This window comes from Brevibacterium sp. CFH 10365 (genome assembly GCF_009299785.1).
Lineage (GTDB): Bacteria > Actinomycetota > Actinomycetes > Actinomycetales > Brevibacteriaceae > Brevibacterium > Brevibacterium limosum.
In genome coordinates, this window is record NZ_VIGO01000007.1 from 60921 (window position 1) to 86386 (window position 25466).

Here is a 25466-nt window from a genome sequence, read left to right on the forward strand (position 1 = left end):
AGGCCCAGCATCGGTCGCACCTGTGGCCCGGCTGTGGACATAGCGACCCACCGGACCGCCCTGTCCGACCGCCTCACCGGGCCGCCCGGTCTGTGCAGGTGAATCCCGCTACACTGGGGGCCATGGCCGATGATGACTCCCCTGCCCCACAGCGCCGGATCCGTGCCTCCGACAAGGACCGTGACGAGGTTCTCTCCGTCATCACCGAGGCGGTGACGAACGGACGCCTCGACCCCGAGGAGACCGCGCAGCGCCAGGACGCTGCCATCTCTGCGAAGTTCATCGACGAACTGCTGCCCCTCCTCGACGATCTTCCCGAAGGTGCGGCACTCCACCGCAGATTCGCCCGGCAGACCGGTCAGGGAAGCGGTCCGGCCGCTCCCGGTGCGCAGCTGCAGCGCCGCGGTGCCGCAGAGCTCAGTCCTGCCGCGGATCCGGGGTCGGCCCCGCCGATGAGCTCCGTGGCCATCATGTCCGGACGCCAGATCGATGTCCGGCCCGGCACGGCCGAAGTCACGAGCTACTCCCTCATGGGCGGAGACGATATCGACCTCTGCGATGTCATGGGACCCGAGGTGACGATCGTGCTCAACGCCTATGCGATGTGGGCCGGCAACAGCATCTACGTCCCGCCGGGCGTGCACATCCGTGACGAGACGATCAACATCATGGCCGGGAACGAGATCCGGCGTTCTGCCCAGGGCGACGGTTCGAACGGCACCGTCGTCCTCAGAGGTTTCTCACTCATGGCCGGACATGACGTCCGGCTGGCAAAAGGCTACCGAGCAAAGGATCAGGGTCAACTGGAATGAAGATCGGTGTACTCACGTCGGGCGGAGACTGCCCGGGCCTCAACGCTGTCATCCGCGGAATCGTCCGCAAGGGAATCCGCACTCACAACGCCTCGTTCGTCGGCATCCGCGATGGCTGGCGGGGTCTGCTCCACGACGACATGTTCGATATGACGATGCTCGATGTCCGGGGCCTCTCCGGTCGCGGCGGCACCATCCTCGGCACCTCCCGCACCCACCCCTATGAGGACGGCGGTCCCGAACGCATGCGCGAGGTCATGGCCGCCCACGGCATCGATTCGCTCATCGCCATCGGCGGCGAAGGCACCCTCGCCGGCGCTTCCAGACTGGTCAACGAGGAGGGTCTGCACATCGTCGGCGTGCCCAAGACCATCGACAACGACCTCGGCAACACCGACTACACCTTCGGCTTCGACACCGCCCAGTCCATCGCCACCGAAGCGATCGACCGTCTGCGCACCACAGCCGAATCCCACCACCGCTGCATGGTCATCGAGGTCATGGGCCGCAACGTCGGGTGGATCGCTCTGCACGCCGGCATGGCCGCCGGCGCCCATGCGATCCTCATGCCCGAATTCCCCGTCTCCTTCGACCAGATCGCCGACTGGGTGACCTCGGCCAGAGAACGCGGTCGCGCCCCGATCGTCGTCGTCGCCGAAGGATTCGTTCCCGAAGGCTTCGACTCCCAGGTCGCCGACCACGGCGTCGACAACCAGGGCCGCGTCCGCCTCGGCGGCATCGCGAACTACCTCGCACCGAAGATCGAAGAGATCACCGGAATCGAATCCCGGGCCACCATCCTCGGACACCTGCAGCGAGGCGGGTCCCCCACCGCGTACGACCGTGTGCTGTCCACCCGGCTGGGCATGGCTGCCGTCGACCTCGCCCAGCACGGTCATTGGGGGAAGATGGCGAGTCTCAAAGGCACGGACATCGTCTCCGTCGAGATGTCCTCGGCCGTGCACAGCCTCAAATCGGTGCCGCTGCACCGCTGGGACGAGGCTCAGGTGCTCTTCGGCTAGGACCGACCTGCCGAGACATGCAGAAGGGGCACCCACCGAATGGTGGATGCCCCTCATGTCTGCCTTACGGCTGACGGATCAGCAGATCAGCTGAACGCTCCGTAGTCGTAGTCCTCCAGCGGGATGGCGGAACCGGAATCGGCCCCGATGCCCGCGTAGAAGTCGCCGTAGCTGTTCGTGAACATCTCTGCCTTGGCCTCTTCTGTCGGCTCCACCACGAGGTTGCGGTGGGTCTGCAGTCCGGTGCCGGCAGGGATGAGCTTACCGAGGATGACGTTCTCCTTCAGACCCATGAGCGTATCCGACTTGCCTTCCATGGCCGCCTCGGTGAGGACGCGGGTGGTCTCCTGGAAGGACGCGGCCGACAGCCACGACTCGGTGGCCAGCGAAGCCTTCGTGATGCCCATCAGCTCGTCACGAGCCGATGCCGGCTGGCCGCCTTCGGCGACCACACGGCGGTTCTCCGCCTGGTAGCGGCCACGGTCGACGAGCTCGCCGGGCAGCAGGTTCGTATCGCCCGACTCGATCACGGTCACGCGACGCAGCATCTGCCGCACGATGACCTCGATGTGCTTGTCGTGGATGCCCACACCCTGGGAACGGTAGACCTTCTGGACTTCCTCGACGAGGAAGCGCTCGGCCTCACGGCGACCGCGGATGCGCAGCACCTGCTTCGGATCGACAGCACCGACGATGAGCTGCTCTCCGGCCTTGACGTGCTGGCCGTCCTCGACCATGAGACGGGCACGCTTGGACACTGCGTGCTCGATCTCTTCGCTGCCGTCGTCGGGGGTGATGATGACGAAGCGGGTCTTGCGGCTGTCGTCGATCTTGGCCCGTCCGGTCGCCTCGGCGATGGGGGCGAAGCCCTTCGGTGTGCGAGCTTCGAAGAGCTCGGTCACACGCGGCAGACCCTGCGTGATATCACCCGATGATGCGGCCGCACCACCGGTGTGGAACGTACGCATCGTCAGCTGGGTGCCGGGCTCACCGATCGACTGGGCAGCGACGGTGCCGATGGCCTCGCCGATGTCGACGAGCTGGCCGGTCGCCATCGAGCGACCGTAGTGCTCGGCGGAGATCTGCGCATCGGAGTCCGCGGTGAGCACGGAGTGGACCTTGAGCTCCTCGATGCCGTTGGCCACGAGCATGTCCACCACAGCGCCGGTGACATCGGACTTCGCCGGCAGGAGCACATTGCCCTCGGCGTCGGTGACGTCGGAGACGGAGAGACGGCCGTACACGCTGGTCTCGGCGTACTCGTGCGGAACCAGGTTGCCCTCGTGATCGCGTTCGGCGATCGGCAGGGTGATGCCCTTGTTCGACTCGGCTTCTGCGGCGCGGATGATGACATCCTGCGAGACGTCGACGAGACGACGGGTCAGATAACCGGAGTCGGCGGTACGCAGAGCGGTGTCGGCCAGACCCTTACGAGCACCGTGCGAGGCGATGAAGTACTCGAGGACTGCGAGTCCCTCACGGTAGTTCGACACGATCGGGCGCGGGATGATCTCACCCTGCGGGTTCGTCACCAGACCACGCATACCGGCCAGCTGACGCACCTGCATCCAGTTGCCGGACGCACCGGACTCGACCAGACGCAGCACCGAGTTCTCTTCGGGGAAGTTCGTGCGCATGATCTGGTCGACCTTCTCGGTCGTCTCGGTCCACAGCTTGACGAGCTCGTTGCGGCGCTCGTCGTCGGTCAGTGCTCCGAGTTCGTACTGCTGCTGGACCTTCGTATCGATGGCTTCGGCATCATCGATGATCTCGGTCTTCGCCTCGGGTGAGACGACGTCCGACATCGCAATGGTGATGCCCGAGCGTGTGGCCCAGTAGAAGCCGCCGGCCTTGAAGTTGTCCAGCGTGTGTGCGACCTCGACCTTCGGGTACTCCTCGGCCAGGTGGTTGACGATCCGGCTCAGAGCCTTCTTGTCGATCGTCGAGTTCACGAACGAGTAGTCGGCAGGCAGGTACTCGTTGAACTGTGCGCGGCCCAGAGTGGTCTGCACGTCCAGCGGATCGCCTGCCTCCCAGCCTTCGGGAACCTCCATGTCCGCACCGGGAACGACGTCCTCCAAGCGGATGGTGATCGGCGAACCGAGGTCGAGCTCTCCACGGTCGAAGGCCATGATGGCTTCGCCCATTCCGGAGAATGCGCGTCCGTCGCCGGCCAGTCCCTTGCGCTCGGAGGTGAGGTGGAACAGACCGATGATCATATCCTGCGAAGGCATGGTCACGGGCTTGCCGTCCGAGGGCTTGAGAATGTTGTTGGCCGAGAGCATGAGGATGCGGGCCTCGGCCTGCGCCTCGGGGCTCAACGGCAGGTGCACGGCCATCTGGTCACCGTCGAAGTCAGCGTTGAACGCCGAGCAGACGAGCGGGTGCAGCTGGATGGCCTTACCCTCGATGAGCTGCGGCTCGAACGCCTGGATGCCCAGACGGTGCAGGGTCGGTGCACGGTTGAGCAGCACCGGGTGTTCGGTGATGACCTCTTCGAGGACATCCCACACCTGCGGGTGCTGACGCTCGACCATGCGCTTGGCCGACTTGATGTTCTGAGCGTGGTTGAGATCGACCAGACGCTTCATCACGAAGGGCTTGAACAGCTCCAGGGCCATGGTCTTGGGCAGACCGCACTGGTGCAGGTGCAGCTGCGGACCGACGACGATGACCGAACGGCCCGAGTAGTCCACACGCTTTCCGAGCAGGTTCTGACGGAAACGTCCCTGCTTGCCCTTGAGCATGTCCGACAGCGACTTGAGCGGACGGTTGCCCGGTCCGGTCACCGGACGTCCGCGACGTCCGTTGTCGAACAGCGAGTCCACGGCCTCCTGCAGCATCCGCTTCTCGTTGTTGACGATGATCTCGGGAGCACCGAGGTCGAGCAGACGCTTGAGGCGGTTGTTGCGGTTGATGACACGACGGTAGAGGTCGTTGAGGTCCGAGGTCGCGAAGCGTCCGCCATCGAGCTGCACCATCGGGCGCAGTTCCGGCGGGATCACCGGGACGACGTCGAGGACCATGCCCTCAGGGTTGTTGTCGGTGGTCAGGAACGCGTTGACGACCTTGAGGCGCTTGAGTGCACGGGTCTTGCGCTGTCCCTTGCCGGTGGCGATGAGCTCACGCAGCTTCTCGGCTTCGGCTTCGAGGTCGAAGTCGATGAGGCGCTTCTGGATGGCTTCGGCGCCCATGGCACCGGTGAAGTACAGGCCGAAACGGTGGAACATCTCGCGGTACAGGCTCTCGTCACCTTCGAGGTCGTTGACCTTGAGGTTCTTGAACCGGTCCCACACCTGCTCGATACGGTCGACCTCGCGGTCGGCGTTCTTGCGCAGCTTGTCCATTTCCTTCTCGGCGGTGTCGCGCAGCTTCTTCTTGGCCTGGGCGGTTCCGCCGTCGGCCTCGAGTGCGGCGAGATCCTCTTCGAGCTTCTTGGCACGACGATCGATATCGGCGTCACGGCGGGTGCCGATCTGCTGCTTCTCGACGTCGATCTTGTTCTGCAGGCTGGGCAGATCGCGGTGACGGGAGTCCTCGTCGACCGAGGTGATCATGTAGGCCGCGAAGTAGATGACCTTCTCGAGGTCCTTCGGAGCCAGGTCCAGCAGGTAGCCCAGACGTGAGGGCACACCCTTGAAGTACCAGATGTGGGTCACGGGAGCGGCGAGCTCGAGGTGGCCCATCCGCTCACGACGCACCTTGGCACGGGTCACCTCGACGCCGCAGCGTTCGCAGATGATGCCCTTGAAGCGGACTCGCTTGTACTTTCCGCAGGCGCACTCCCAGTCGCGGGTGGGTCCGAAGATCTTCTCGCAGAAGAGTCCGTCCTTCTCCGGCTTCAGGGTGCGGTAGTTGATGGTCTCAGGCTTTTTCACCTCACCGTGTGACCAGCCGCGGATGTTCTCCGTGGTGGCAAGACCGATGCGCAGTTCATCAAAGAAATTGACGTCAGGCACGTAAATCCTCTTTCCTGGCGATGAACGAATCGTTCATCAAAAAGTTGTGTCGGTTGAAGTGGAAGTCCTCAGACTTCTTCTACGGTCTGTGCTTCGCGGCGGGAGAGGTCGATGCCGAGTTCCTCGGCGGCACGGTAGACCTCGTCCTCCGATTCGCCCATCTCGACATGGCCTCCGTCGGAAGACAGGACTTCGACGTTGAGGCACAGGGACTGCATCTCCTTGATGAGGACCTTGAACGACTCGGGGATTCCCGGATCGGGCAGGTTCTCACCCTTGACGATGGCTTCGTAGACCTTCACACGGCCCGGAATGTCATCGGACTTGATCGTCAGAAGCTCCTGCAGGGTGTAGGCGGCGCCGTAGGCCTCGAGGGCCCAGACTTCCATCTCACCGAAGCGCTGACCACCGAACTGAGCCTTACCACCGAGCGGCTGCTGGGTGATCATCGAGTACGGTCCGGTCGAACGCGCGTGGATCTTGTCGTCGACGAGGTGGTGGAGCTTGAGCATGTACATGTAGCCGACCGAGATCGGGTACGGGAACGGCTCACCCGAGCGGCCGTCGAACAGCTGGGCCTTGCCCGAGGAGTCGATGAGGCGGTCCCCATCGCGGTTCGGGGTCGTCGAATCCAGCAGTCCGCGCAGCTCCTGCTCGTGCGCACCGTCGAAGACCGGGGTGGCCAGGTTGGTGCCGGCCTCCGCTTCGCGAGCGGCCTCGGGCAGCTCGGCGGCCCACTCGGGGCTGCCCTCGATCTTCCAGCCCTGCTTCGAGATCCATCCGAGGTGGACTTCGAAGACCTGGCCGATGTTCATACGACGGGGAACACCGTGCGGGTTGAGGATGACGTCGACAGGGGTGCCGTCGGCGAGGAACGGCATGTCCTCGACCGGCAGAATCGTCGAGATGACGCCCTTGTTGCCGTGACGACCGGCCATCTTGTCACCGATGGTGATCTTACGGCGCTGCGCCACGTAGACGCGGACCATCTGGTTGACACCGGGCGAGAGCTCGTCGTCGTCCTCCCGGTCGAAGACGCGCACGCCGATGACGGTGCCGATCTCGCCGTGGGGAACGCGCAGCGAGGTGTCGCGGACCTCGCGGGACTTCTCGCCGAAGATCGCGCGCAGCAGGCGCTCCTCCGGGGTCAGCTCGGTCTCACCCTTCGGGGTGACCTTGCCGACGAGGATGTCGCCATCGGTGACTTCAGCGCCGATGCGGATGATTCCACGATCGTCGAGGTCGGCCAGCGCATCGGGCGAGATGTTCGGGATGTCCCGGGTGATCTCTTCGGCACCGAGCTTGGTGTCGCGGGCATCGACCTCGTGCTCCTCGATGTGGATCGAGGAGAGCACATCGTCCTGGACGAGGCGCTGGGAGAGGATGATCGCATCCTCGTAGTTGTAGCCTTCCCAGGACATGAACGCCACGAGGAGGTTCTTGCCCAGAGCCATCTCACCGTTCTCGGTGGACGGTCCGTCGGCGAGGACGGTGCCGGCTTCGACGCGGTCGCCTTCGTCGACGAGGATGCGCTGGTTGTACGAAGTGCCGTGGTTCGAACGCTTGAACTTCGCAGCCTTGTAGGTCAGCTGGGTTCCGTCGTCGGCGAGGACGGTGACGAAGTCGGCCGAGACCTCGGTGATGACACCGGACTTCTCAGCGGTGATGACATCGCCGGCGTCAACGGCGGCACGGTATTCCATGCCGGTGCCCACGACGGGGGATTCGGCCATCACCAGCGGCACGGCCTGACGCTGCATGTTCGCACCCATGAGGGCGCGGTTGGCGTCGTCGTGCTCGAGGAACGGGATCAGCGCAGAAGCCACTGACACCATCTGCCGTGCGGAGACGTCCATGAAGTCGATCTGGTCGTGCTGGACCAGTTCGGCCTCACCGCCGCCGCCCTTCGGACGGGCCAGGACCTCGACCTCGGCGAAACGCTGGTCCTCGGTCAGCGGCGCATTGGCCTGGGCGATGTTGAACTCGAGTTCGTCATCGGCGGTCAGGTACTGCGTCTCATCGGTCACGACTCCGTCGACGACCTTGCGGTACGGCGTCTCGATGAAGCCGAAGGGGTTGATGCGGGCGTAGGACGCCAGCGAACCGATCAGACCGATGTTCGGACCTTCGGGGGTCTCGATCGGGCACATGCGGCCGTAGTGCGAGGGGTGCACGTCACGGACTTCCATGGCGGCACGGTCACGCGAGAGACCACCCGGTCCCAGTGCGGAGAGACGGCGCTTGTGGGTCAGGCCCGCGAGCGGGTTGTTCTGATCCATGAACTGCGAGAGCTGCGAGGTGCCGAAGAACTCCTTGATCGCAGCCACCACGGGGCGGATGTTGATCAGGGTCTGCGGCGTGATCGCTTCGACGTCCTGAGTCGTCATGCGCTCGCGCACGACGCGCTCCATGCGGGACAGACCGGTGCGGATCTGGTTCTCGATGAGCTCACCGACGGCGCGGATGCGGCGGTTGCCGAAGTGATCGATGTCGTCGAGCTTGACGCTGATCTCGACCTCTTCGCCGTCGCGGGTGCCCTTGGCGGTGTCCACTCCGGCGTGCAGCGACACGAGGTAGCGGATGGTGGCGACGACGTCGTCGGTGGAGAGCACCGAGTCCGACAGCGGGGCTTCGACGCCGAGCTTGCGATTGACCTTGTAGCGGCCGACCTTGGCAAGGTCGTAGCGCTTCGGGTTGAAGTACAGGTTGTTGAGCAGGTTGCGGGCGGCTTCAGCGGTCGCGGGCTCTGCCGGGCGCAGCTTCTTGTAGATGTCGAGCAGCGCTTCGTCCTGCGTGGTGACGGTGTCCTTGGCCATCGTCTCGCGGATCGACTCGAACTCGCCGAACTCTTCGAGGATCTTCGCTTCGGACCAGCCGAGGGCCTTGAGCAGAACGGTCACGGACTGCTTGCGCTTGCGGTCGAGGCGAACGCCGACCTGGTCGCGCTTGTCGACCTCGAACTCCAGCCAGGCACCGCGGGACGGGATGATCTTCGCAGTGAAGATGTCCTTGTCCGTGGTCTTGTCGACGCTGGATTCGAAGTAGGCGCCGGGCGAACGCACGAGCTGGGAGACGACGACACGCTCGGTGCCGTTGACGATGAACGTGCCCTTGTCGGTCATGAGGGGGAAGTCACCCATGAACACGGTCTGGCTCTTGATCTCGCCCGTGTTGTTGTTCATGAACTCGGCGGTGACGTACAGCGGCGCCGAGTAGGTCATATCGCGTTCCTTGCACTCATCGATCGAGTACTTGGGAGCTTCGAACCGGTGCTCGCGGAACGACAGCGACATGGATCCGCCGAAGTCTTCGATCGGCGAGATCTCTTCGAAGATGTCTTCGAGGCCCGAGGTGGTTGCGACGGAGTCGTCCCCGATCTCGATGGCCTCGGCGACGCGGTCCTGCCACGCCTCCGATCCGATCAGCCAGTCGAAGCTGTCCGTCTGCAGACCGAGCAGATCGGGAACCTCGAGGGGCTCGCGAATCTTCGCGAAGGAAATTCTCTTGGGGGGATTAGCGGTCCTGGTGTTGTCGTTGGCGGCGGCCAATTGGTTCCTTCCGAGTGCTTCACCATCTGATACTTCGTCTGCCCACTCGCTCCGGCGACGTCCACGGGGTGTGTCGGATTTCGACTCCCGGCGTCGGCATGGTTCACTTGAGTGGAAATGCTGTGCCCACCGCTATATGAAGGCACACCACAGGCAGAACGATGCAAATATCAAGCTTATAGCATCTGGTCAAGTCTCGCAAGACGGTTTCAGCGCAGGCTCTTCGTCCACAGTCCCACCCACGCCCAGGTGGCGAATCCCGCCTGATCGTTGATCGCCAGCATCCACCTGTTCTCCACCGCATTCCACGTGTAGATGCGCTCGACCGCCGAGTTCGCCGCGAGGCTGCGATGATTGGCGACCTTGAGACGCGCACCGAGGCGGTGCCCGCGATGCTCCCTCAGCACCAAGGTTCCGCCCTGCCACCCCACGGTCGGCCTGTCGGTCGAGTGCCCGACCTGCGTGTACCCTGCCGGCTCCCCGCCGAGGAGGGCGAGTGCCGTGGCCATGGATTCGCCCTTCGCCTTCTTCTCTGCGTCGAGGGCCCTCACGCGCTCTCCGTCCCAGCTCTCCTCTCCCCCGAACTTCGCCGCTCCCGGCACGTCGGTGCTCAGCCGACGCTTGAGCAGAGCGATGTGCTCCTGCCGATGTTCCGGGACCGGCCCTCGCCATGTCTCGATGACGTAGTCGTCGGCGTCTGTGCCGAGGTCGAGTTCGGCTGCGGCTGCGGTCGGTGCGACCGAGCACCGTTCGATCTGAGCGAGCCCGTAGCAGCGGCTGCTGAGGAAAGACACCTCGGGCAGAGCGACCGGCAGGGACCCCGCACCGGTCTCGGCGGCCAGATGGGCACCGCGCAGATCGGCATTCCTGACAGACTGCGGAATCTCACAGTAGCTCGACAGCGCTGACCGGCCCTTTGCCCGCAGATCGTTCTCCATGACCGTCAGCAGTGCGGCACCCAGTCCGCGACGGCGGTGGTCCGGGTGCACGCCGGTCCAGACCTCCGCGGTGTCGGTGTCGCTGTCCAGGCGGAGTTCGGCCACGCCTTTGGCCACGACCGCCCCGTCGATGCGGCCGAGCCAGATCACGGATGTCCGGTACTCGCTCGTGCTGGTCAGTGAGTGACGCACCTCGTCGGGAATCGGATCGAAGTCCTCCTCCAGCCCCGCTGCCCGATTGATCTCGAGGTCGAAGGCGAGGATCTCAGGCAGAATCGCATCGATATCGGCAGGAGCCCGCGTGCCCGCGCGTATCCGCGTGATCTCCATCCGGGTCCTCCGCGCCTTCCCTCACTCGACGGCATCGCCGGGCGGGCCGCAGACGGACCGTCGTGCGCTTCGTCGCGCGACAGGCGATGCCAGACATTCTAGACTGCGGGCATGACACGAGTGAATGTTCTCAGCTTCGATCCTGCCGCGGTCAACTGCGGAATCATCGTCGGCACCGATCACATCCTGCTCGTCGATGCGGGGCCCGGCCCCGCGGCCGCCGCACATCTGGTGGAGCGGGCGGGCAGCCTCGGCGAGGAGATCGGCGATGGTCATCGGCGCGGGATCGGCCTCGCGATCACCCATGATCATTGGGATCATTTCTTCGGTGCCGCCGCGGCCGTGTCCGCCGGCGTCACCGCCGTGTACGCGTCGTCGTCATTCGCCGCCGATCAGGAGGCCACGGCCTGGATCGCTCTCGACGGGGTCGCGGGCGGCGACTTCCCGGATGACTACCGGGTGAGTCTCCCCGACGATCCCGGCGACCTCATCGTCGAGGTCTCGCCCGTCGATCCGTCGCCCGGTGATGTTTGGCACCTCGACCTCGGCGACTGCCCGGTCGAATTCCATGTCCTCGGCGGGCATTCGACGGCCGACCTCGTCGTCCGGCTGCCCGAGCTCGGCATCGTCTTCACCGGCGACCTCGTCGAGGAGGCCTCTCCCCCGCAGGCCGGTGCCGACGCCGCCCTGAGCGAATGGGCCTCGAGCCTGCGCACTCTGCTGTCGTTTCCCGAAGCGAAGACATTCGTTCCCGGGCATGGGATCCCGGTCGACCGTGATTTCCTCACCCGGCAGCTCGCCGATATCGAGGGGCTGATGGTCGATCAGGGAGACGCCGAGGTGGCCCTGCCCGCCCGCTCCATGCCGGGTGAGCACGACCGGGCGATACCGCGGGAGGTCCGGCTGGTGTGAGCGGCCGGGGCTAGGCTCCTCGCCGATGCAGGGCGGTGACGAGATCACCGCCGATGGCGCCGAACAGCGTCTGCGCCCAGACGCTGCCGCCCTCGACGTAGGGTCGGTCGCCGTCGAAGATCCACTGCAGCTCGCGGTCGGCGTGCAGATCCGACAGGCAGCTGCCGCACACGGGTACGCGGACGCTCTTTCCGGCCAGATGGCCCTTGCGCTCCGTGCTCACCAGCGTCGTCGACCGTGCTTCTCCGTGGAGGGGGTTGACCGTGCACAGGCTCTGCGGGAGCCCCCTGGTCTGTGCTGACCTCGTCGAGCCGGAGGCCCGTGTGCTGCCGGCCTTCCGTGTTCGAATCCCGCGCTTGGCCGATCTGTGCAGCTTCACCTCGGCGATCTCGCGACCGGCCTGGCGCAGCAGCACCATGGCTCCGGCGAGGTCGATGCGTTCGGCCTCTGCGTCATCGACGATGGTTCTGGCCATCTGGTAGGCGTCGAGTGCACGCTCCACCCCTTCGGCGTCGGCGCTGCTGAGGTCCTGGGTCTGCAGCTGCGTGATCTCGGCGGCCAGCTCCGTGGTGTCCTCGCTGAGACCTTCCCGAAGTGTCTTCCGCTGCAGGTCATCGACCCGCTCGAGCAGCCGTGCGGGCAGTTCGAATCGACGGCGGGTGCGTGCGGCGCTCAATCGTTCCCGCCGAGAGCGTGCGAACCAGATGAGGGCGATGACAATCGCCAGGACCAGAACGGCTCCCCCGAGGAACAGTGTCGCCGTCGAGCTGGATCCGTCGACCGTCTGCACATCGCTGCCCGGCGCCTCCTGCCCGCTTTCGTGCTTCGGGGCTTCCTGTGGGTCGGCGTAGAGGTCGAGGAGCATGTTGAGCTTCGTCACCGACGGCGTGCTGTAGCTCCACTGCTCGCGGCCGGCGGACAGCTGCTCCATCGCCTGAGTGTGCTGGTCGAAGTCGTCGCCGAAGGAGTAGTCCACGGCGAGATCCGTGCTCGTGTCGATCATGATGTAGGAGCCTTCGCCGCCGTTGAAGACCTTGATCTGTTCGAGCAGCTCCGGGTCGGCTCCTGCCTCACCGGTGACGACGACGAAGACGTCGAAGTCGAGGGAGTCGATCTTCTCATCCGCCTTCTGCAGGAGCGTCTCATTGACCTCGCCCTTCGCGCTGTTCGTCACGTAGACGGGATCGGTCGTGAGCGCCTCGGCGATCTTCTGAGCCTGTTGAGTCACTGTTTCGCTGTCCGTTTCTTCAGAGCGCGGCGGACGAAGTGGATTCCGATTCCGGCTCCCCCGCCGACGATGATGCCGATGACGGCGCCGGCCACGGCACCGCCGGTGCTGTACTCGAGGTCGTGGGGAGCGGTCGCGGATTCCGGTCTGACCGGCAGCGGGCTGCCGTTGTCGTCGTGCTTGTACGAATGGCTCGTGGCGAGGTCGACGGTCTCCGCGGAGCGGAGCTGTTCGACACCGGTCAGAGCATTGCGGGAGTCGGTGTCTTCGTACTCACCGCTCAGGTAGGACATCTCGGGGCGGTGCACCCCCTTCTCACCGACTCCCATGAGTCCGGTGGCGTCGACGGTCAGCACGGCCGCCTCGGCGTCGTCCATCTCGTTGACGATCCGGGCCGCCAGCAGGTCGAGGTCGCCGTCGGCGTCGTCGAGGTCGGAGGCGTTGAGGAACGCCACGAAGATGGGGGTATCGGCGTCGGCGACGACGGTCCTGATCGCTGTGATCTCCTCGTCCTTGATGTCGAATTCCGGGTACCCGTCGAAATAGACGGGGTCTGTGGCCAACGACTTCGCGATCGCCTGATAGCGGGACGGGTCGTAGTCGGGGTCGGTGGATCCCTTGATGCGGTCGGTGTAGATCGATTCGACGTCGACCCTGCCGCTGTCGGCGATCTCGATGCGTTCGGTCTTCGTCTGGTCGAAGAGGAATCCGCTGAGCAGAGTGGCACCGACCGACACTGCGGCGACCGCGACGACGGCGATGATCCAGTCGAGTGCACCGGCAGGTCGCGGGGGCCCGGCAGCTGCCATCATCGGCTCCTTCCGACAGCGGACGACTGTGGGCTCATTTCGTCCAGCACCGCCTCGTCGAGGTATTGGAAGCTGCCGAAACCGGAGAGTGCGTAGGCGTCCGTGCGCTGGAAGTACGGGACTGCGCGGGTGGAGCCGGGGCGTTTGGGCACCATCAGTCGTTCCGGGTCGTGGCCGGCGTCCAGCTCCTGCCGGCAGTCGGCGCACAGCGCCACGGTGAGGCTGCGGCCGGACTGTTTGAGCACATGGTCGTCGATGCCACTGCGATGGTGTGGGAAGAGGAAGCAGAAGCGCGGTTCGTCCTCTGCTGAAGTCGAGCGTCTGCGCAGCTGGCGGCGCACCCAGCGGTCGAGGGTGACGAGGACGAAGACACCGTTGCGGTGGGAGAAGTCGGCGGATTCGGACCAGTCCGGGTGAACCTTCGTCAGGATCGCCAGCGCATCCTGGATTCGTCTGCCCCGGTCGTAGAGGGCCCACGTCGCGTCATCGGGATGGTCGGGTTCGGGGATCGGTGCGGCCGCCTCGGCGACGGCGGTCTTCAGGTTTCGGGCCCTGACCAGTTCAGGTTCTGTGGTCAGCTCGGTTCGCCAGGAATACCGATTGCGACGGCGCAGCAGCCACACGGTCGCGCCGAGGGCCGCGGCGGCGGTCGCACCGAAGACGAGTGTGTCGGGGTCGGCGTTGTCGAGGCCGAAGCGTTCGATGTAGTCCTCGCTGCGAGAACCGGGGTCGCGGGTGTCGAAATCCGGCGCCGGCGGAGGTTCGGTGCCGTGGGCGGCGGCGACGAGAACCTGCAGATAGTAGGGGACGGCGAGTTCGACGGGGAGGAAGTCGTCGCTGCGGGACCGCATCAGCTCCGGAGCACCCGAGGGGACGACGGGCCCGTTGTCGGTGACGAGGTAGGCGAACGAGCGGGCGGAGGTCTCGCCTTCGCTGAAGAGGACGAGGGTCTGCTCCTCTGCTGACTCCTCGTGCATCGCGAATGCGAAATCGGAGGTGAACTTCGCCCAGTCTCCGTAGCCCATGCTCTGGAGGCCGGGGACGATGGCGAGGAAATGGGTGAGGCCGGTGTCTTCGGTCTGTTTCGAGGCGTACCTGATGGAGGCGAGTTGGTTCGCCGTCAGTCCGGGCCTGATGATCTCATCGATATAGAGGGGACGCCGCGCCCAGGTGCCGCGGATGCGGTCGCGCAGCTGCTGTTGTGCGCGGGCGTAGCTCGTCGTCTCAGTCACCAGTCAAGGATAGTTCAGCTTCTGCCCAGCCTCTGTCCGGTGGTGTTCCGAATCGGTCACACTCGGGGATGCGAGCCGCCTCGGTGGGCAGCCGGGGACCCGAAGTGGGCCGCCTCGGTGCGGGATGCGAAGAACCCCCACAGCGGACTGTGGGGGTTCGAAGCCTAGGCAGCAGTCAGGCTGCTGCGAAGAAGATCACTTGAGGGTGACGGTGGCGCCGGCAGCCTCGAGGGTCTCCTTGGCCTTCTCGGCGTCTTCCTTCGAAGCGCCTTCGAGGACGGCCTTGGGGGCTCCGTCGACGAGGTCCTTGGCTTCCTTGAGTCCGAGGGAGGTGAGTCCACGGACTTCCTTGATGACGGGAACCTTCTTCTCGCCGGCCGATTCGAGGATGACGTCGAATTCGGTCTGCTCTTCAGCAGCGGCCTCTCCGCCACCGGCGGCAGGGGCAACGGCGACGGCGGCGGCCGGAGCGGCGGCCTCGACGTCGAACTCTTCTTCGAACTTCTTGACGAAGTCGGACAGTTCGATGAGGGTGAGCTCCTTGAAAGCGTCGAGGAGCTCGTCGGTGGTGAGCTTAGCCATGGTGGCTAGTCCTTCCTGTTTTGGTCACGGTCGGTGACCGATTGGGTTTGGGGTGATGCTCAGGCGTCGGAAGCAGGAGCGTCGTCCTGCTTCTCGCGGAGGGCATCGACAGTGCGCACGGCCTTGACCAGCGGAGCGGTGAAGAGGTAAGCCGCCTGGTGGAGGCTTGCCTTCATGGCACCGGCTGCCTTTGCAAGCAGCACTTCGCGGGATTCGAGGTCGGCGAGCTGGTTGACCTGTTCGGGGCTGAGTGCGGCTCCATCGAAGTAGCCGCCCTTCACCACGAGCTTGTCGTTCGCCTTGGCAAAGTTACGCAGAGCCTTGGCAGCCTCAGGTGGTTCGCCGTTGACGAACGCGATCGCGGTGGGCCCATTGAGGTGCTCATCGAGACCGGTGACTCCGGCTTCCTTGGCTGCAATCTTGGTCAGCGTGTTCTTTACCACGGCGTAGCTGACGTTCTCACCGAGAGAGACGCGCAGCTCTTTCATCTGCGCGACGGTGAGACCGCGGTACTCGGTCAGCAACACAGCGTCGGAGTTCTCAAACTGCTGTTTGATCTCCTCGACTGCGGCTGCCTTGTCTGGCCTCGCCATGGTGTTCCTTTCATAAGTCGTCCGGTCTGTCCCGACAACAGAAAAAGCGCTCCACGCAGGAAGGCGTGAAACGCTTGGCCGACGATTCCATAGGGAATCCGACGGAAGAATCTCGAGCTCACCTGCGTGGGTCACTCACTGGGAGTCTTCGTCTGCGGGCATCGGAATCCGATGGCGAATCCTGATGATTCCGCAGAGACCGACGGTCTTGGGTATTTCAAGTCTAGCTAAGTCCGTCCCGGCAAGTCCAATCCACCCGCCGAGACCCCTCCCACACTACCTGACGGCGGCCCAGCAACCTTGCGCGAGGTTGCTGGGCCGCCGTCAGGTAGTTCTGGGGCGGGTGTTGCTGGTTCGTCAGTATTCGATGACGACGCGACCGTCGATCTTGCCGTGGATCATCTCATCGAAGATCGCGTTGATGTCCTCGAGCGGTCGCTTCGTGAACGTCGGATGGATCTTCCCTGCGGCGTAGAACTCGAGCGCTTCGACCATGTCCTGCCGGGTGCCGACGATCGAACCGCGGATCGTCAGGCCCTTGAGCACGATGTCGAAGATCGGGGCCGGGAAGTCACCGGGCGGCAGTCCGTTGAAGACGATGGTGCCGCCTCGGCGAGTCATTCCGATCGCCTGACCGAATGCTGCCGGATGCACGGCGGTGACGAGGACTCCATGGGAGCCGCCGATCTTCTCCTGGATGATCTCGGCCGGGTCCTCGGCGAAGGCGTTGACGGTGATCTCTGCCCCGTGCTTCTTCGCCAGCGCCAGCTTGTCGTCGGCGACATCGACAGCAACGACGCGCATGCCCATGGCGACGGCGTATTGGACGGCGATGTGTCCGAGACCGCCGATTCCGGAGATGACGACCCATTGGCCCGGCTGGACTTCGGTGCGTTTGAGCCCCTTGTACACGGTGACTCCGGCGCACAGGACCGGGGCGATCTCATAGGGGTCGGCGCCTTCGGGGATGATCGCTGCGAACCTCGTGTCGACGAGCATGTATTCGCCGAAGGATCCGTCGACGCCGTAGCCGCCGTTGACCTGGGATTCGCAGAGGGTCTCCCAGCCCTGACGGCAATGCTCACAGGTTCCGCACGCGCCCCACAGCCACGCGTTGCCGACCATCTGGCCGACCTCGACATCGGTGACGCCCTCGCCGACCTTTTCGACGATGCCGACTCCTTCGTGACCCGGGATGAGCGGGACCTTCGGCTTGACCGGCCAGTCACCATGTGCGGCGTGGAGATCGGTGTGGCAGACGCCGGAGGCGATGAGTTTGACCAGCGCCTGACCGGGGCCGGGTTCGGGAATCGCATTGTCTCCGACGACGAGTTCCTGGCCGAAGCCCTCGACAACTGCAGCTTTCATTGCGGACATCATTCGCTCCTTTGTGATGATGGTTCATGGGACGATGCGGGGTTTGAGCTTGAGGTCGAACTACCCGACGGCGGCCCAGCTACGTGGCGCCAGGTTGTTGGGCCGCCGTCGGGCAGCAATTGGGGTCAGAAGAAGCCTTGGGCGTTCTCGGAGTAGCTGACGAGCAGGTTCTTCGTCTGCTGATAGTGGTCGAGCATCATCTTGTGGTTCTCGCGACCGATGCCCGAGGCCTTGTAACCGCCGAAGGCCGCATGCGCCGGGTAGGCGTGATAGTTGTTCACCCACACACGTCCGGCCTGGATCTCACGTCCGGCCCGGTAGGCGGTGTTGCCATCACGTGACCAGACTCCGGCTCCGAGGCCGTAGAGCGTGTCATTGGCGGTGGCCAGCGCATCGGCATAGTCACCGAACGTCGCCACCGAGACGACGGGTCCGAAGATCTCCTCCTGGAAGACGCGCATCGTGTTCGTGCCCTTGAAGATCGTCGGCTGGACGTAGAAGCCGCCGGCCAGGTCCCCGTCCAGCTCGGCCTTGCCGCCGCCGGTGAGCACTTCGGCACCTTCCTGACGACCGATGTCGAGGTAGGACATGATCTTCTCGAACTGGTCGTTGGAGGCCTGCGCGCCCATCATCGTGTCGGTGTCGAGCGGGTTCCCCTGGACGATCTGCTCCGTCCTGGCCACGACCTTTTCGAGGAAGGGATCGGCGATCGATTCCTGGATGAGTGCACGGGACGGGCAGGTGCAGACCTCACCCTGGTTGAGTGCGAACATCGTGAAGCCCTCTTGGGCTTTGTCCGCGAAAGAGTCGTCCTTGGCCAGCACATCCTCGAAGAAGATGTTCGGCGATTTGCCGCCCAGCTCCAGGGTCACCGGGATGATGTTCTGCGAAGCGTACTGCATGATCAGTCGGCCGGTCGTGGTCTCACCGGTGAACGCGATCTTCGAGATCCGTTTGTTCGACGCCAGAGGTTTGCCGGCCTCCAGACCGAAGCCGTTGACGATGTTGAGCACGCCTTCCGGCAGCAGGTCGCCGACGAGTTCGGCAAGCACGAGGATCGAGACCGGGGTCTGCTCCGCCGGTTTGAGGACGACGCAGTTGCCGGCGGCCAGTGCGGGTGCGAGCTTCCACGTGGCCATGAGCAGCGGGAAGTTCCAGGGGATGATCTGTCCGACCACGCCGAGCGGCTCATGGAAATGGTAGGCCACGGTGTCGTCGTCGATCTGCGAGAGTCCGCCTTCCTGCGCCCGGATCGCTCCGGCGAAGTAGCGGAAGTGGTCGACCGCAAGCGGCAGGTCTGCGTTGAGAGGTTCACGGATCGCCTTGCCGTTGTCCCAGGTTTCGGCGACGGCGAGCATCTCGAGGTTGTCCTCGATGCGATCGGCGATCTTGTTGAGGATGTTGGCCCGTTCGGCGACCGCCGTCCTGCCCCAAGCCGGAGCCGCTTTGTGGGCGGCGTCGAGAGCGAGTTCGATGTCCTCAGCAGTGCCGGCCGGGACCTCCGTGAAGGCCTTGCCGGTGACCGGGCTGGGGTTCTCGAAATAGTTGCCCTTGACCGGCGGCACCCACTGACCGCCGATGTAATTCTCGTAGCGCGACTTGAAGGTGACGAGCGACCCGTCCTGACCAGGCTGTGCGTAGACAGTCATTGCAACTCCTTTGATGCGTCTGATTCCACCGGATTGTCTCCGTGTGACCACGACGCTACCGAGTCCGACGTTGCATATGGGTTGCATCACATCGCCGAGGCGGCCGCACCGCCTCAGACACCGAGCCGCAGCGGGTTCGGCGGGGTCAGAGGCCCAGCGCCTCCAGACGCACGACCGCGGCGTTGCGTTCGGCGGCCTCGGGAGGGGCGAGGCGCAGCACGGTCATGAGCACTTCGACGTCGTCGCGGAAGTCCGGCAGGTTCGCAAACCGCCACAGCTGCTGCCAGGTCCCGTCCTGCAGCAGGGTCTCGCGCATGAGCGCATCGACCTCCGCTCCGATCTCGCGCACTCCCGGCGCTTCGGAGTCCGGAAGCACGGTTCCCGTGTACTGTTCGAGGGCCGAATCCGCGTCTCCGCTCGCCAGGGCCTGAACGGTCCGGTCGAGATCCGAATCGACGTCCCCGCACAGTCGGTAGGGTCGGGCGTCGATGCGCAGATCGCCGAGGCTGCCGATCGTTCTGCGCAGACGATTGATCTCCGCCCGGACCGTGACTTCGCTGCCGCCGACCGCCCACAGCCGCTCCACGAGCCCGGCACCGCTGATGCCGTCATGAAACCGGTGGAGCAGGAGCAGAATCTCGGCATGGCGGCGGGTCAAGGCGATCCGGGTCCCGCCGGGACCGACCAGGGCGGGGCTGGGACCGAGCACGGTCAGTCTGGTTCCGGCCGCCTCGGTGCCGGTGTGCATCTGATGCGGCGTGAAGAGCTGGGACAGCTGGGCACCTGCGGCCTTCGCCGTCGAGGACAGCAGGGGCAGCACGATGGAGGACACGGCGTCGTCTCCCCCGGTGACGTCGATGATGCCGATGACGTGTCCGGTCAGCGGGTGCGTGACGGGAACTGCACTGCAGCTCCAGGAGTGAACGTCGGGCGCGAAGTGCTCGGCCCGGCTGACCTGCACGGGCCGGCCCGAACGCAGCGCCAGCGCCGGAGCGGAGGTGCCCATGACCTCTTCTGACCAGTCAGAACCGGAGACGAATCCCATGGCTTCGGCACGGTTGCGCACGCCCCGCTCCCCCTCGACCCACAGCAGTCGACCCTGTTCGTCGCCGAGAGCGGCGAGCAGTCCGGCGTCCTTGGCGGGTTCGATGAGGTGAGACCGCAGCAGGGGCATGATCGTGTGGAAGGGATGACGTCGCCGCACCTCGGCGAGCCTGTCGGTTTCGAACGCGACACGGACCTGCACGCTGTCGGGGTCACGCAGCCGGGCCAGAGACCGATCCCACGATTCCAGTACCGAGGTGCGCACCCCAGGACCTGACGAGTGGGTGTGGAGACTCGTGTCCGACGGGCCGGCCAGACGCTCATGCGCGCGTCGAACGGCGCGCTGATAGGCGTCTTCGAGCAGCAGCGTCGAATCCATGGCGGACGGTCCACCTCCATCGGCGGTTCTCGGAAGAGAGTCTCAACTGCTCATAATCTAATCGCGAACCCGTCGCTGGACAAGAGCCCGTCCACTCATCAGATCTACCTGACGGCGGCTGAGCAACCTCGCGCGAGGTTGTTCAGCCGCCGTCGGGTAGCAATTGGGGAAAGAGAGAGGGCGGGAGCGATTGCTCGCTTCCCGCCCTCTCACAGTGCATCGATCAGATGCGCAGACCCGAGTGGTCGACCGGAACGGCGGGGCCGTTCGACGTAGTGATCGTGGCCTTGCTGATGTAGCGGCCCTTCGAGGAGGACGGCTTCAGACGCAGGATCTCCTCGATCGCAGCATCGAAGTTCGCCTGCAGAGCGTCCTCGGAGAAGGAGACCTTTCCGATGATGAAGTGCAGGTTCGAGTGCTTGTCGACGCGGAATTCGATCTTTCCGCCCTTGATGTCGGTCACGGCCTTGGCGACATCCATGGTCACGGTGCCGGTCTTCGGGTTCGGCATCAGGCCACGGGGACCCAGCACCTTACCGAGACGACCGACCTTGCCCATCATGTCGGGGGTCGCAACAGCGGCATCGAAGTCGGTGAACCCTCCGGCCACCTTCTCCAGCAGGTCATCGGAACCGACGTAGTCAGCACCTGCTTCACGGGCAGCTTCTGCACGGTCGCCGGCAGCGAACACCAGGACCCGAGCGGTCTTACCGGTACCATGCGGAAGGTTGACGGTGCCGCGCACCATCTGATCCGCCTTGCGGGGGTCAACACCCAGGCGGAGAGCGACCTCGACGGTGGCGTCGTACCTCGCCACGGTGGTCTCTTTGGCCAGGGCGATTGCCTGAGCCGGTTCGTAGTTCACATCTGCGGCGATCTTCTCAGCCGCGGCCTGGTAGGCCTTGGAACGCTTTGCCATCTGCTTTACTCCTTGCAGTCGTGGTGTGGGCTGCGTGGGCCCTGCCACTGTGTGGGGTGAGGTCTCAGACCTCGATGTCGGTGGTGATGCCCATGGAACGCGCGGTTCCGGCGACGATGCGGTCGGCCTGATCCAGGTTGTTGGCGTTCAGGTCGGGCAACTTCGTCGTGGCGATCTCACGCACCTGGTCGGCGCTCAGGTGAGCGACCTTGACGGTGTGCGGGGTGGCCGAACCCGACTTCACTCCGGCGGCCTTCTTGATCAGCTCGGCTGCCGGCGGGGTCTTGAGGACGAAGTCGAATGAACGATCTTCGTACACGGTGATCTCGACGGGAACGATGTTTCCACGCTGGGATTCTGTGGCGGCGTTGTAGGCCTTGCAGAATTCCATGATGTTGACGCCGTGCTGGGCAAGCGCCGGACCGATCGGAGGAGCCGGGTTAGCGGCACCTGCCTGAATCTGGAGCTTGACGAGGCCGGCTACCTTTTTCTTGGGAGGCATGTACGGTCCTTAATCTTGAGGTTTCGATGTGCCAGACATATACAGCACATCGTTCGACGGCGGCCTTCCGATAAGGGCCGCAATCAAACCACACCAGTATTCCATGCGCGCACACCTGCGGGCAAATGCGCGTGAGGCGCATCACCGGAGCAAAATCTCGCCGAGGCGGCCGATCCCTCCCCCTCCCCGACGCCGTCACGCTCACGCCGCCATCCCGACTCAGTCCCGTCGAGGCCCCCCGCCAAGCGCGAGGCCGACCGTCGTTCAAGCGCGAGGGCCGGCCGTCGTTCAAGCGCAGGCGCGAATACCGTGCCGAGGACGGTCAGACATCCGGGCCCGGCCTTGAATGAGACGATATCGTCGCCGAGGCGGCCGCCCAGGCAACACAGAAGGGGCCCGGAATGGTCCGGGCCCCTTCGTTGATGATCGCGCCGTTGAGCGGCGAGACGATCAGACAGATCTGTGTGGTCTCAGAGCTTCGAGACCTGATCGAAGCCGAGTTCGACGGGAACATCGCGTTCGAAGATCGACAGCAGCACGGTGAGCTTCTGCGATTCCGGACGGATCTCCTGGATCGTGGCGGGGTGGCCCTCGAAGGAGCCCTCCTTGACGAGCACGGACTCGCCGACCTCGAACTCCACCTCGGTGACGGGAGCGGACTTCGCAGCGGCTTCGGCGGCCGGACCTTCGGCAGCGGCGGCTTCGGCCTGGCGCTCCTCGAAGATCGGAGCGAGCATCGAGAAGACTTCGTCGATCGACAGCGGAGTGGGGTCGTAGGCATTGCCGACGAATCCGGTGACACCAGGGGTGTGGCGGACGGCACCCCACGATTCGTCGGTCAGTTCCATGCGCACGAGCACGTAGCCGGGGATGCGCACACGGCGGACCTGCTTGCGCTGACCGTTCTTGATCTCGACGACGTCTTCCATCGGAACCTGCGACTCGAAGATGAAGTCCTCGAGGTTGAGGCTGACGGTGCGGTTCTCGAGGTTCTGCTTGACGCGGTTCTCGTAGCCTGCGTAGGAGTGGATGACGTACCAGTCACCTTCCTGCATGCGCAGCTCGGCCTTGAATTCCTCGGCCGGGTCCACCTCGTCGGCAACGTCGGCGGCTTCAGCGGCATCGTCCTGCGCAGCGTCGCCGACTTCAGCGGAATCGTCCTGCTCGGCGTCTGCATACTCGGCAACGTCTGCGTTCTCGGCGGCGGTCGCCTCGGCGTCGTTGGCCGCCTCCTCGGTTTCGGGCACCACAGCGGCACCCGACTCTTCGGGAGTGACGTCCTGGGTCTCAGGGGTCTCCTGCTCAGGTGAGTTGGTATCCGACACCGATCAATTCCTCGCTTCGCGTTTTGTGATTCCCCGATGGGGATGAAGTTTGAGTTTAGGGTGGGTCACGGCTGAGGCCGTGTCACCACAGGGGCCACAGCGGAGTTCCGCCGAAGACGAATCCGACGAGCTTGCCGAAGACCAGGTCGAGCCCCGTGACGAGAAGCATCATGAACAGGATGAAGCCCAGCACGACGAGCGTGTAGTTGAGCAGCTGCTTCCGGGTCGGAGTGACGACCTTCTTGAGCTCTGCCACAACTTCGCGGAAGAACTGCAGGATTCGTCCGAAGAATCCGAGTTTCTTGGGACTGGAGGCACTGTTGGGTGCGCTGCCAGTCTTCTTTGCCGGTGTGTCGCTCACACATCCTCACTCGGTCGGTTTCGTTTGGCTTCACAATTGTTCGTGCCGGTCGAGGACGGCGCCTGGCCGATGAGACTTCGGCAGAGTCAACTGCGCAGGGGTGACAGGACTCGAACCTGCAACCTACGGTTTTGGAGACCGTTGCGCTACCAATTGCGCCACACCCCTCTGATCGGACCTGGGAGATCTTGTCGATCTCTGTGGTGTCCGACCACGAGAAACGAGCATACCGTGCCCGACCGTCGTTCGTCGAACCGAGTCTCGAAGCATTGTCTCGAACGTGTCGACGCTCAACTACCGGCCGGATTCATCGACCGGCGGCTGGCCCACGAGCGGCCTGGGTTCGGGGAACCGCACCCACGGGTCGATCTGCACCTTCTTGTCCGGCGTGACGGTGATGATCTGCACGTCGATGGGGCGTTTCGTCTCATTGTCGACGCGGATGATGCTCAGTTCCGCGTTCATCTTCAGGGGCCCCGGCGTCAGCGCATTCGCCAGTGCTCCCCCGGTCGTGGAGCTGACGTAGCGGGTTCCCGAACCGAAGTTCTCCGGTCCGACCCGGCGGTGCCAGTGTCCGCTCAGAGCGTAGTCGGCGCACCCCGAGCGCAGAGTCGGTCCGCCGACGGCGGGATCGTGGATGAGCATGATGTCGAAGTCGGCCGCGCAGGCTTCATCACGCAGCCGCTGCGCATACTGGTCGGCGGTGAGGTCGGTCTCGAGCTGCGGCCCGGACCCGAACACGGTGCGGCGGGGGTCGGCGGCACCGAAGAAAGTCACCCCGGCCATCTCCGCGGTGGAGTCTTCGAGAACCCTCCAGCCGCGGGTCTTCGCATGCTGGGTCGTGCCCCTGGAATCGTGATTGCCCTTGACGATCATGCGCGGCAGTCTATCCGGCAGTTCGTCGTCGAGGACGTCGAGGCAGTAGTTCTCTGCCGAGGTTCCGGTCATGGAGATGTCACCGCCGTCGATATACGCGTCGGCCCTGCTCATTCCTGCGACCGCACCGACGACGCGGGCCATTCCGATATTGCAGTGGATATCGGTGCCGAGGACGAATGTGGACACGCCCTTCTGTCCCTGGCCCTCACCGCTGTCGGCGGCGGAGCCTCCGACCCCGGCGGGCGGGACGAGCCCCCGTTCGGTCCAGCTGCCGGTGAGCGGGCGATCGTTCCATTGCGCCCGCAGAGTCTCCAGAACGTCGTCGTAGAAGGCATCGTTGTCGTCGGCGAAGTCCTGCACCGCGCCGAACGCGGTGTCGATGATCCCGCCGAGGCGGCCCGTGACCTGGGAACCGGCCAGGGGCGTGCCCTCGAACGCCGGATCGGCGGTGATCGGCTTCGGACGGTTGAGCACGACGGCGCCGAGCCCCGTGAGCACGAGCACGAGCACCAGGCCGATGCCGAGGAGTTCTTTGCCGACGAAGGCTCGGATGACGGAGTCGAACCGGATGGGTCCGAGGAAGAGGGCCAGACCCACGAGTCCGCCGGTGATCACGCAGACGGCCAGCGCCCACCGGGTGAGGATCTCTTGGCTGAGTCCTTCGATGACCTGGTCGATCTGCGCCTGCGGGGCCGAGAACAGAGAGGCGTAGGAGGCGATGTCGCCGCCGAGGGCGTCGACGGCTCCCCCACCGGGGTCGGCTACCGCCTCGGGGTCGGCCGCGGGGCGCTCTTCGTCGCTGGAGTCGCCGGAGACGGGGATCTCGCCGATGTCGACGTGCAGACCCAGGCCGAGGGGGATGACATCGTCGGTGGGCACCAGCAGTTTGCCGAGGGGGCCGAAGTCGACGGTGAGCCGGGAGTCCGCGGTGACCCGGTACTGAGCCTCATGGGGGCCGAAGGTGAGGTCGGCTCGCGAGGAGAACAGCGCCCAGGGCAGGGTCGCGAGTGCAACCGTTGCCAGGGTGATGACGAGCGCGGTGATTCTGCGACGTGATGACACGGCC

Annotated in this window: 19 protein-coding genes and 1 tRNA gene; 3 read left to right on the plus strand and 17 right to left on the minus strand. The window is 64.8% G+C overall.

Going from position 1 to position 25466, the window contains the following annotated elements:
* The first annotated feature begins 122 nt into the window (after positions 1-122).
* Positions 123-812, plus strand: a complete 690-nt coding sequence (locus tag FHG09_RS14885) for a DUF1707 domain-containing protein (protein ID WP_152348439.1) — start codon at positions 123-125, stop codon at positions 810-812.
* The gene (locus tag FHG09_RS14890; protein ID WP_152348440.1) at positions 809-1834 is read left to right on the plus strand and encodes an ATP-dependent 6-phosphofructokinase; all 1026 of its coding nucleotides are present in this window, start codon (positions 809-811) and stop codon (positions 1832-1834) included. The genes FHG09_RS14885 and FHG09_RS14890 overlap by 4 nt, the downstream gene beginning before the upstream one ends.
* Before the next feature lie 86 nt (positions 1835-1920).
* On the opposite strand, the gene FHG09_RS14895 is transcribed toward FHG09_RS14890, so the two are convergent.
* From FHG09_RS14895 to FHG09_RS14905, 3 genes are all read right to left on the minus strand, one after another.
* A complete protein-coding gene (locus tag FHG09_RS14895; protein WP_152348441.1) occupies positions 1921-5793 on the minus strand; it encodes a DNA-directed RNA polymerase subunit beta' in 3873 nt (1290 codons plus the stop codon).
* Between the two features lie 68 nt (positions 5794-5861).
* Positions 5862-9341: a DNA-directed RNA polymerase subunit beta gene (gene rpoB, locus FHG09_RS14900; RefSeq protein ID WP_152348442.1), complete on the minus strand. Its 3480-nt coding sequence runs from the start codon at positions 9339-9341 to the stop codon at positions 5862-5864.
* A 209-nt stretch (positions 9342-9550) separates the two neighbouring features.
* A complete protein-coding gene (locus FHG09_RS14905) occupies positions 9551-10609 on the minus strand; it encodes a GNAT family N-acetyltransferase (protein ID WP_152348443.1) in 1059 nt (352 codons plus the stop codon).
* Positions 10610-10720: 111 nt separating this feature from the next.
* Here FHG09_RS14905 and FHG09_RS14910 point away from each other — a divergent pair, with 111 nt between their 5' ends.
* On the plus strand, positions 10721-11521 hold the full coding sequence (locus FHG09_RS14910; protein WP_152348444.1) for an MBL fold metallo-hydrolase: 801 nt from the start codon (positions 10721-10723) through the stop codon (positions 11519-11521).
* A gap of 10 nt (positions 11522-11531) precedes the next feature.
* Here FHG09_RS14910 and FHG09_RS14915 read toward each other — a convergent pair whose 3' ends face one another.
* The 14 genes from FHG09_RS14915 to FHG09_RS14980 all read right to left on the minus strand — a co-directional run bounded on the left by FHG09_RS14915 (position 11532) and on the right by FHG09_RS14980 (position 25462).
* Positions 11532-12749, minus strand: coding sequence for a hypothetical protein (locus tag FHG09_RS14915; RefSeq protein WP_152348445.1), 1218 nt, complete (start codon positions 12747-12749; stop codon positions 11532-11534).
* Positions 12746-13561 carry a hypothetical protein gene (locus FHG09_RS14920; RefSeq protein WP_152348446.1) on the minus strand — a complete coding sequence of 272 codons (816 nt, stop codon included), beginning with the start codon at positions 13559-13561 and terminating at the stop codon, positions 12746-12748. Before FHG09_RS14920 ends, FHG09_RS14915 begins: the two co-directional genes overlap by 4 nt.
* Entirely contained in the window at positions 13558-14790 is a 1233-nt protein-coding gene (locus FHG09_RS14925; RefSeq protein ID WP_152348447.1) for a hypothetical protein, read from the minus strand. Before FHG09_RS14925 ends, FHG09_RS14920 begins: the two co-directional genes overlap by 4 nt.
* Before the next feature lie 195 nt (positions 14791-14985).
* The gene (rplL, locus tag FHG09_RS14930; RefSeq protein WP_152348448.1) at positions 14986-15372 is read right to left on the minus strand and encodes a 50S ribosomal protein L7/L12; all 387 of its coding nucleotides are present in this window, start codon (positions 15370-15372) and stop codon (positions 14986-14988) included.
* Positions 15373-15431: 59 nt separating this feature from the next.
* Positions 15432-15965, minus strand: coding sequence for a 50S ribosomal protein L10 (gene rplJ, locus FHG09_RS14935; protein ID WP_062244493.1), 534 nt, complete (start codon positions 15963-15965; stop codon positions 15432-15434).
* Between the two features lie 357 nt (positions 15966-16322).
* Positions 16323-17342, minus strand: a complete 1020-nt coding sequence (gene adhP / locus FHG09_RS14940) for an alcohol dehydrogenase AdhP (RefSeq protein ID WP_152348449.1) — start codon at positions 17340-17342, stop codon at positions 16323-16325.
* 125 nt (positions 17343-17467) lie between these two features.
* Positions 17468-18991 (minus strand): aldehyde dehydrogenase family protein, encoded by a 1524-nt coding sequence (locus FHG09_RS14945; protein ID WP_152348450.1) that lies wholly within the window; start codon positions 18989-18991, stop codon positions 17468-17470.
* A gap of 145 nt (positions 18992-19136) precedes the next feature.
* On the minus strand, positions 19137-20414 hold the full coding sequence (locus FHG09_RS14950) for a helix-turn-helix domain-containing protein (RefSeq protein WP_152348451.1): 1278 nt from the start codon (positions 20412-20414) through the stop codon (positions 19137-19139).
* 223 nt (positions 20415-20637) lie between these two features.
* Positions 20638-21333, minus strand: coding sequence for a 50S ribosomal protein L1 (gene rplA, locus FHG09_RS14955; RefSeq protein WP_152348452.1), 696 nt, complete (start codon positions 21331-21333; stop codon positions 20638-20640).
* A 64-nt stretch (positions 21334-21397) separates the two neighbouring features.
* On the minus strand, positions 21398-21835 hold the full coding sequence (rplK, locus tag FHG09_RS14960) for a 50S ribosomal protein L11 (RefSeq protein ID WP_152348453.1): 438 nt from the start codon (positions 21833-21835) through the stop codon (positions 21398-21400).
* Between the two features lie 470 nt (positions 21836-22305).
* Positions 22306-23160: a transcription termination/antitermination protein NusG gene (nusG, locus tag FHG09_RS14965; protein WP_152348454.1), complete on the minus strand. Its 855-nt coding sequence runs from the start codon at positions 23158-23160 to the stop codon at positions 22306-22308.
* Between the two features lie 82 nt (positions 23161-23242).
* Positions 23243-23521, minus strand: a complete 279-nt coding sequence (gene secE / locus FHG09_RS14970; protein WP_135809908.1) for a preprotein translocase subunit SecE — start codon at positions 23519-23521, stop codon at positions 23243-23245.
* Between the two features lie 95 nt (positions 23522-23616).
* Positions 23617-23689 (minus strand) — tRNA-Trp (locus tag FHG09_RS14975).
* A 126-nt stretch (positions 23690-23815) separates the two neighbouring features.
* Positions 23816-25462, minus strand: a complete 1647-nt coding sequence (locus FHG09_RS14980) for a metallophosphoesterase family protein (RefSeq protein WP_227492795.1) — start codon at positions 25460-25462, stop codon at positions 23816-23818.
* Positions 25463-25466 lie beyond the last annotated feature (4 nt).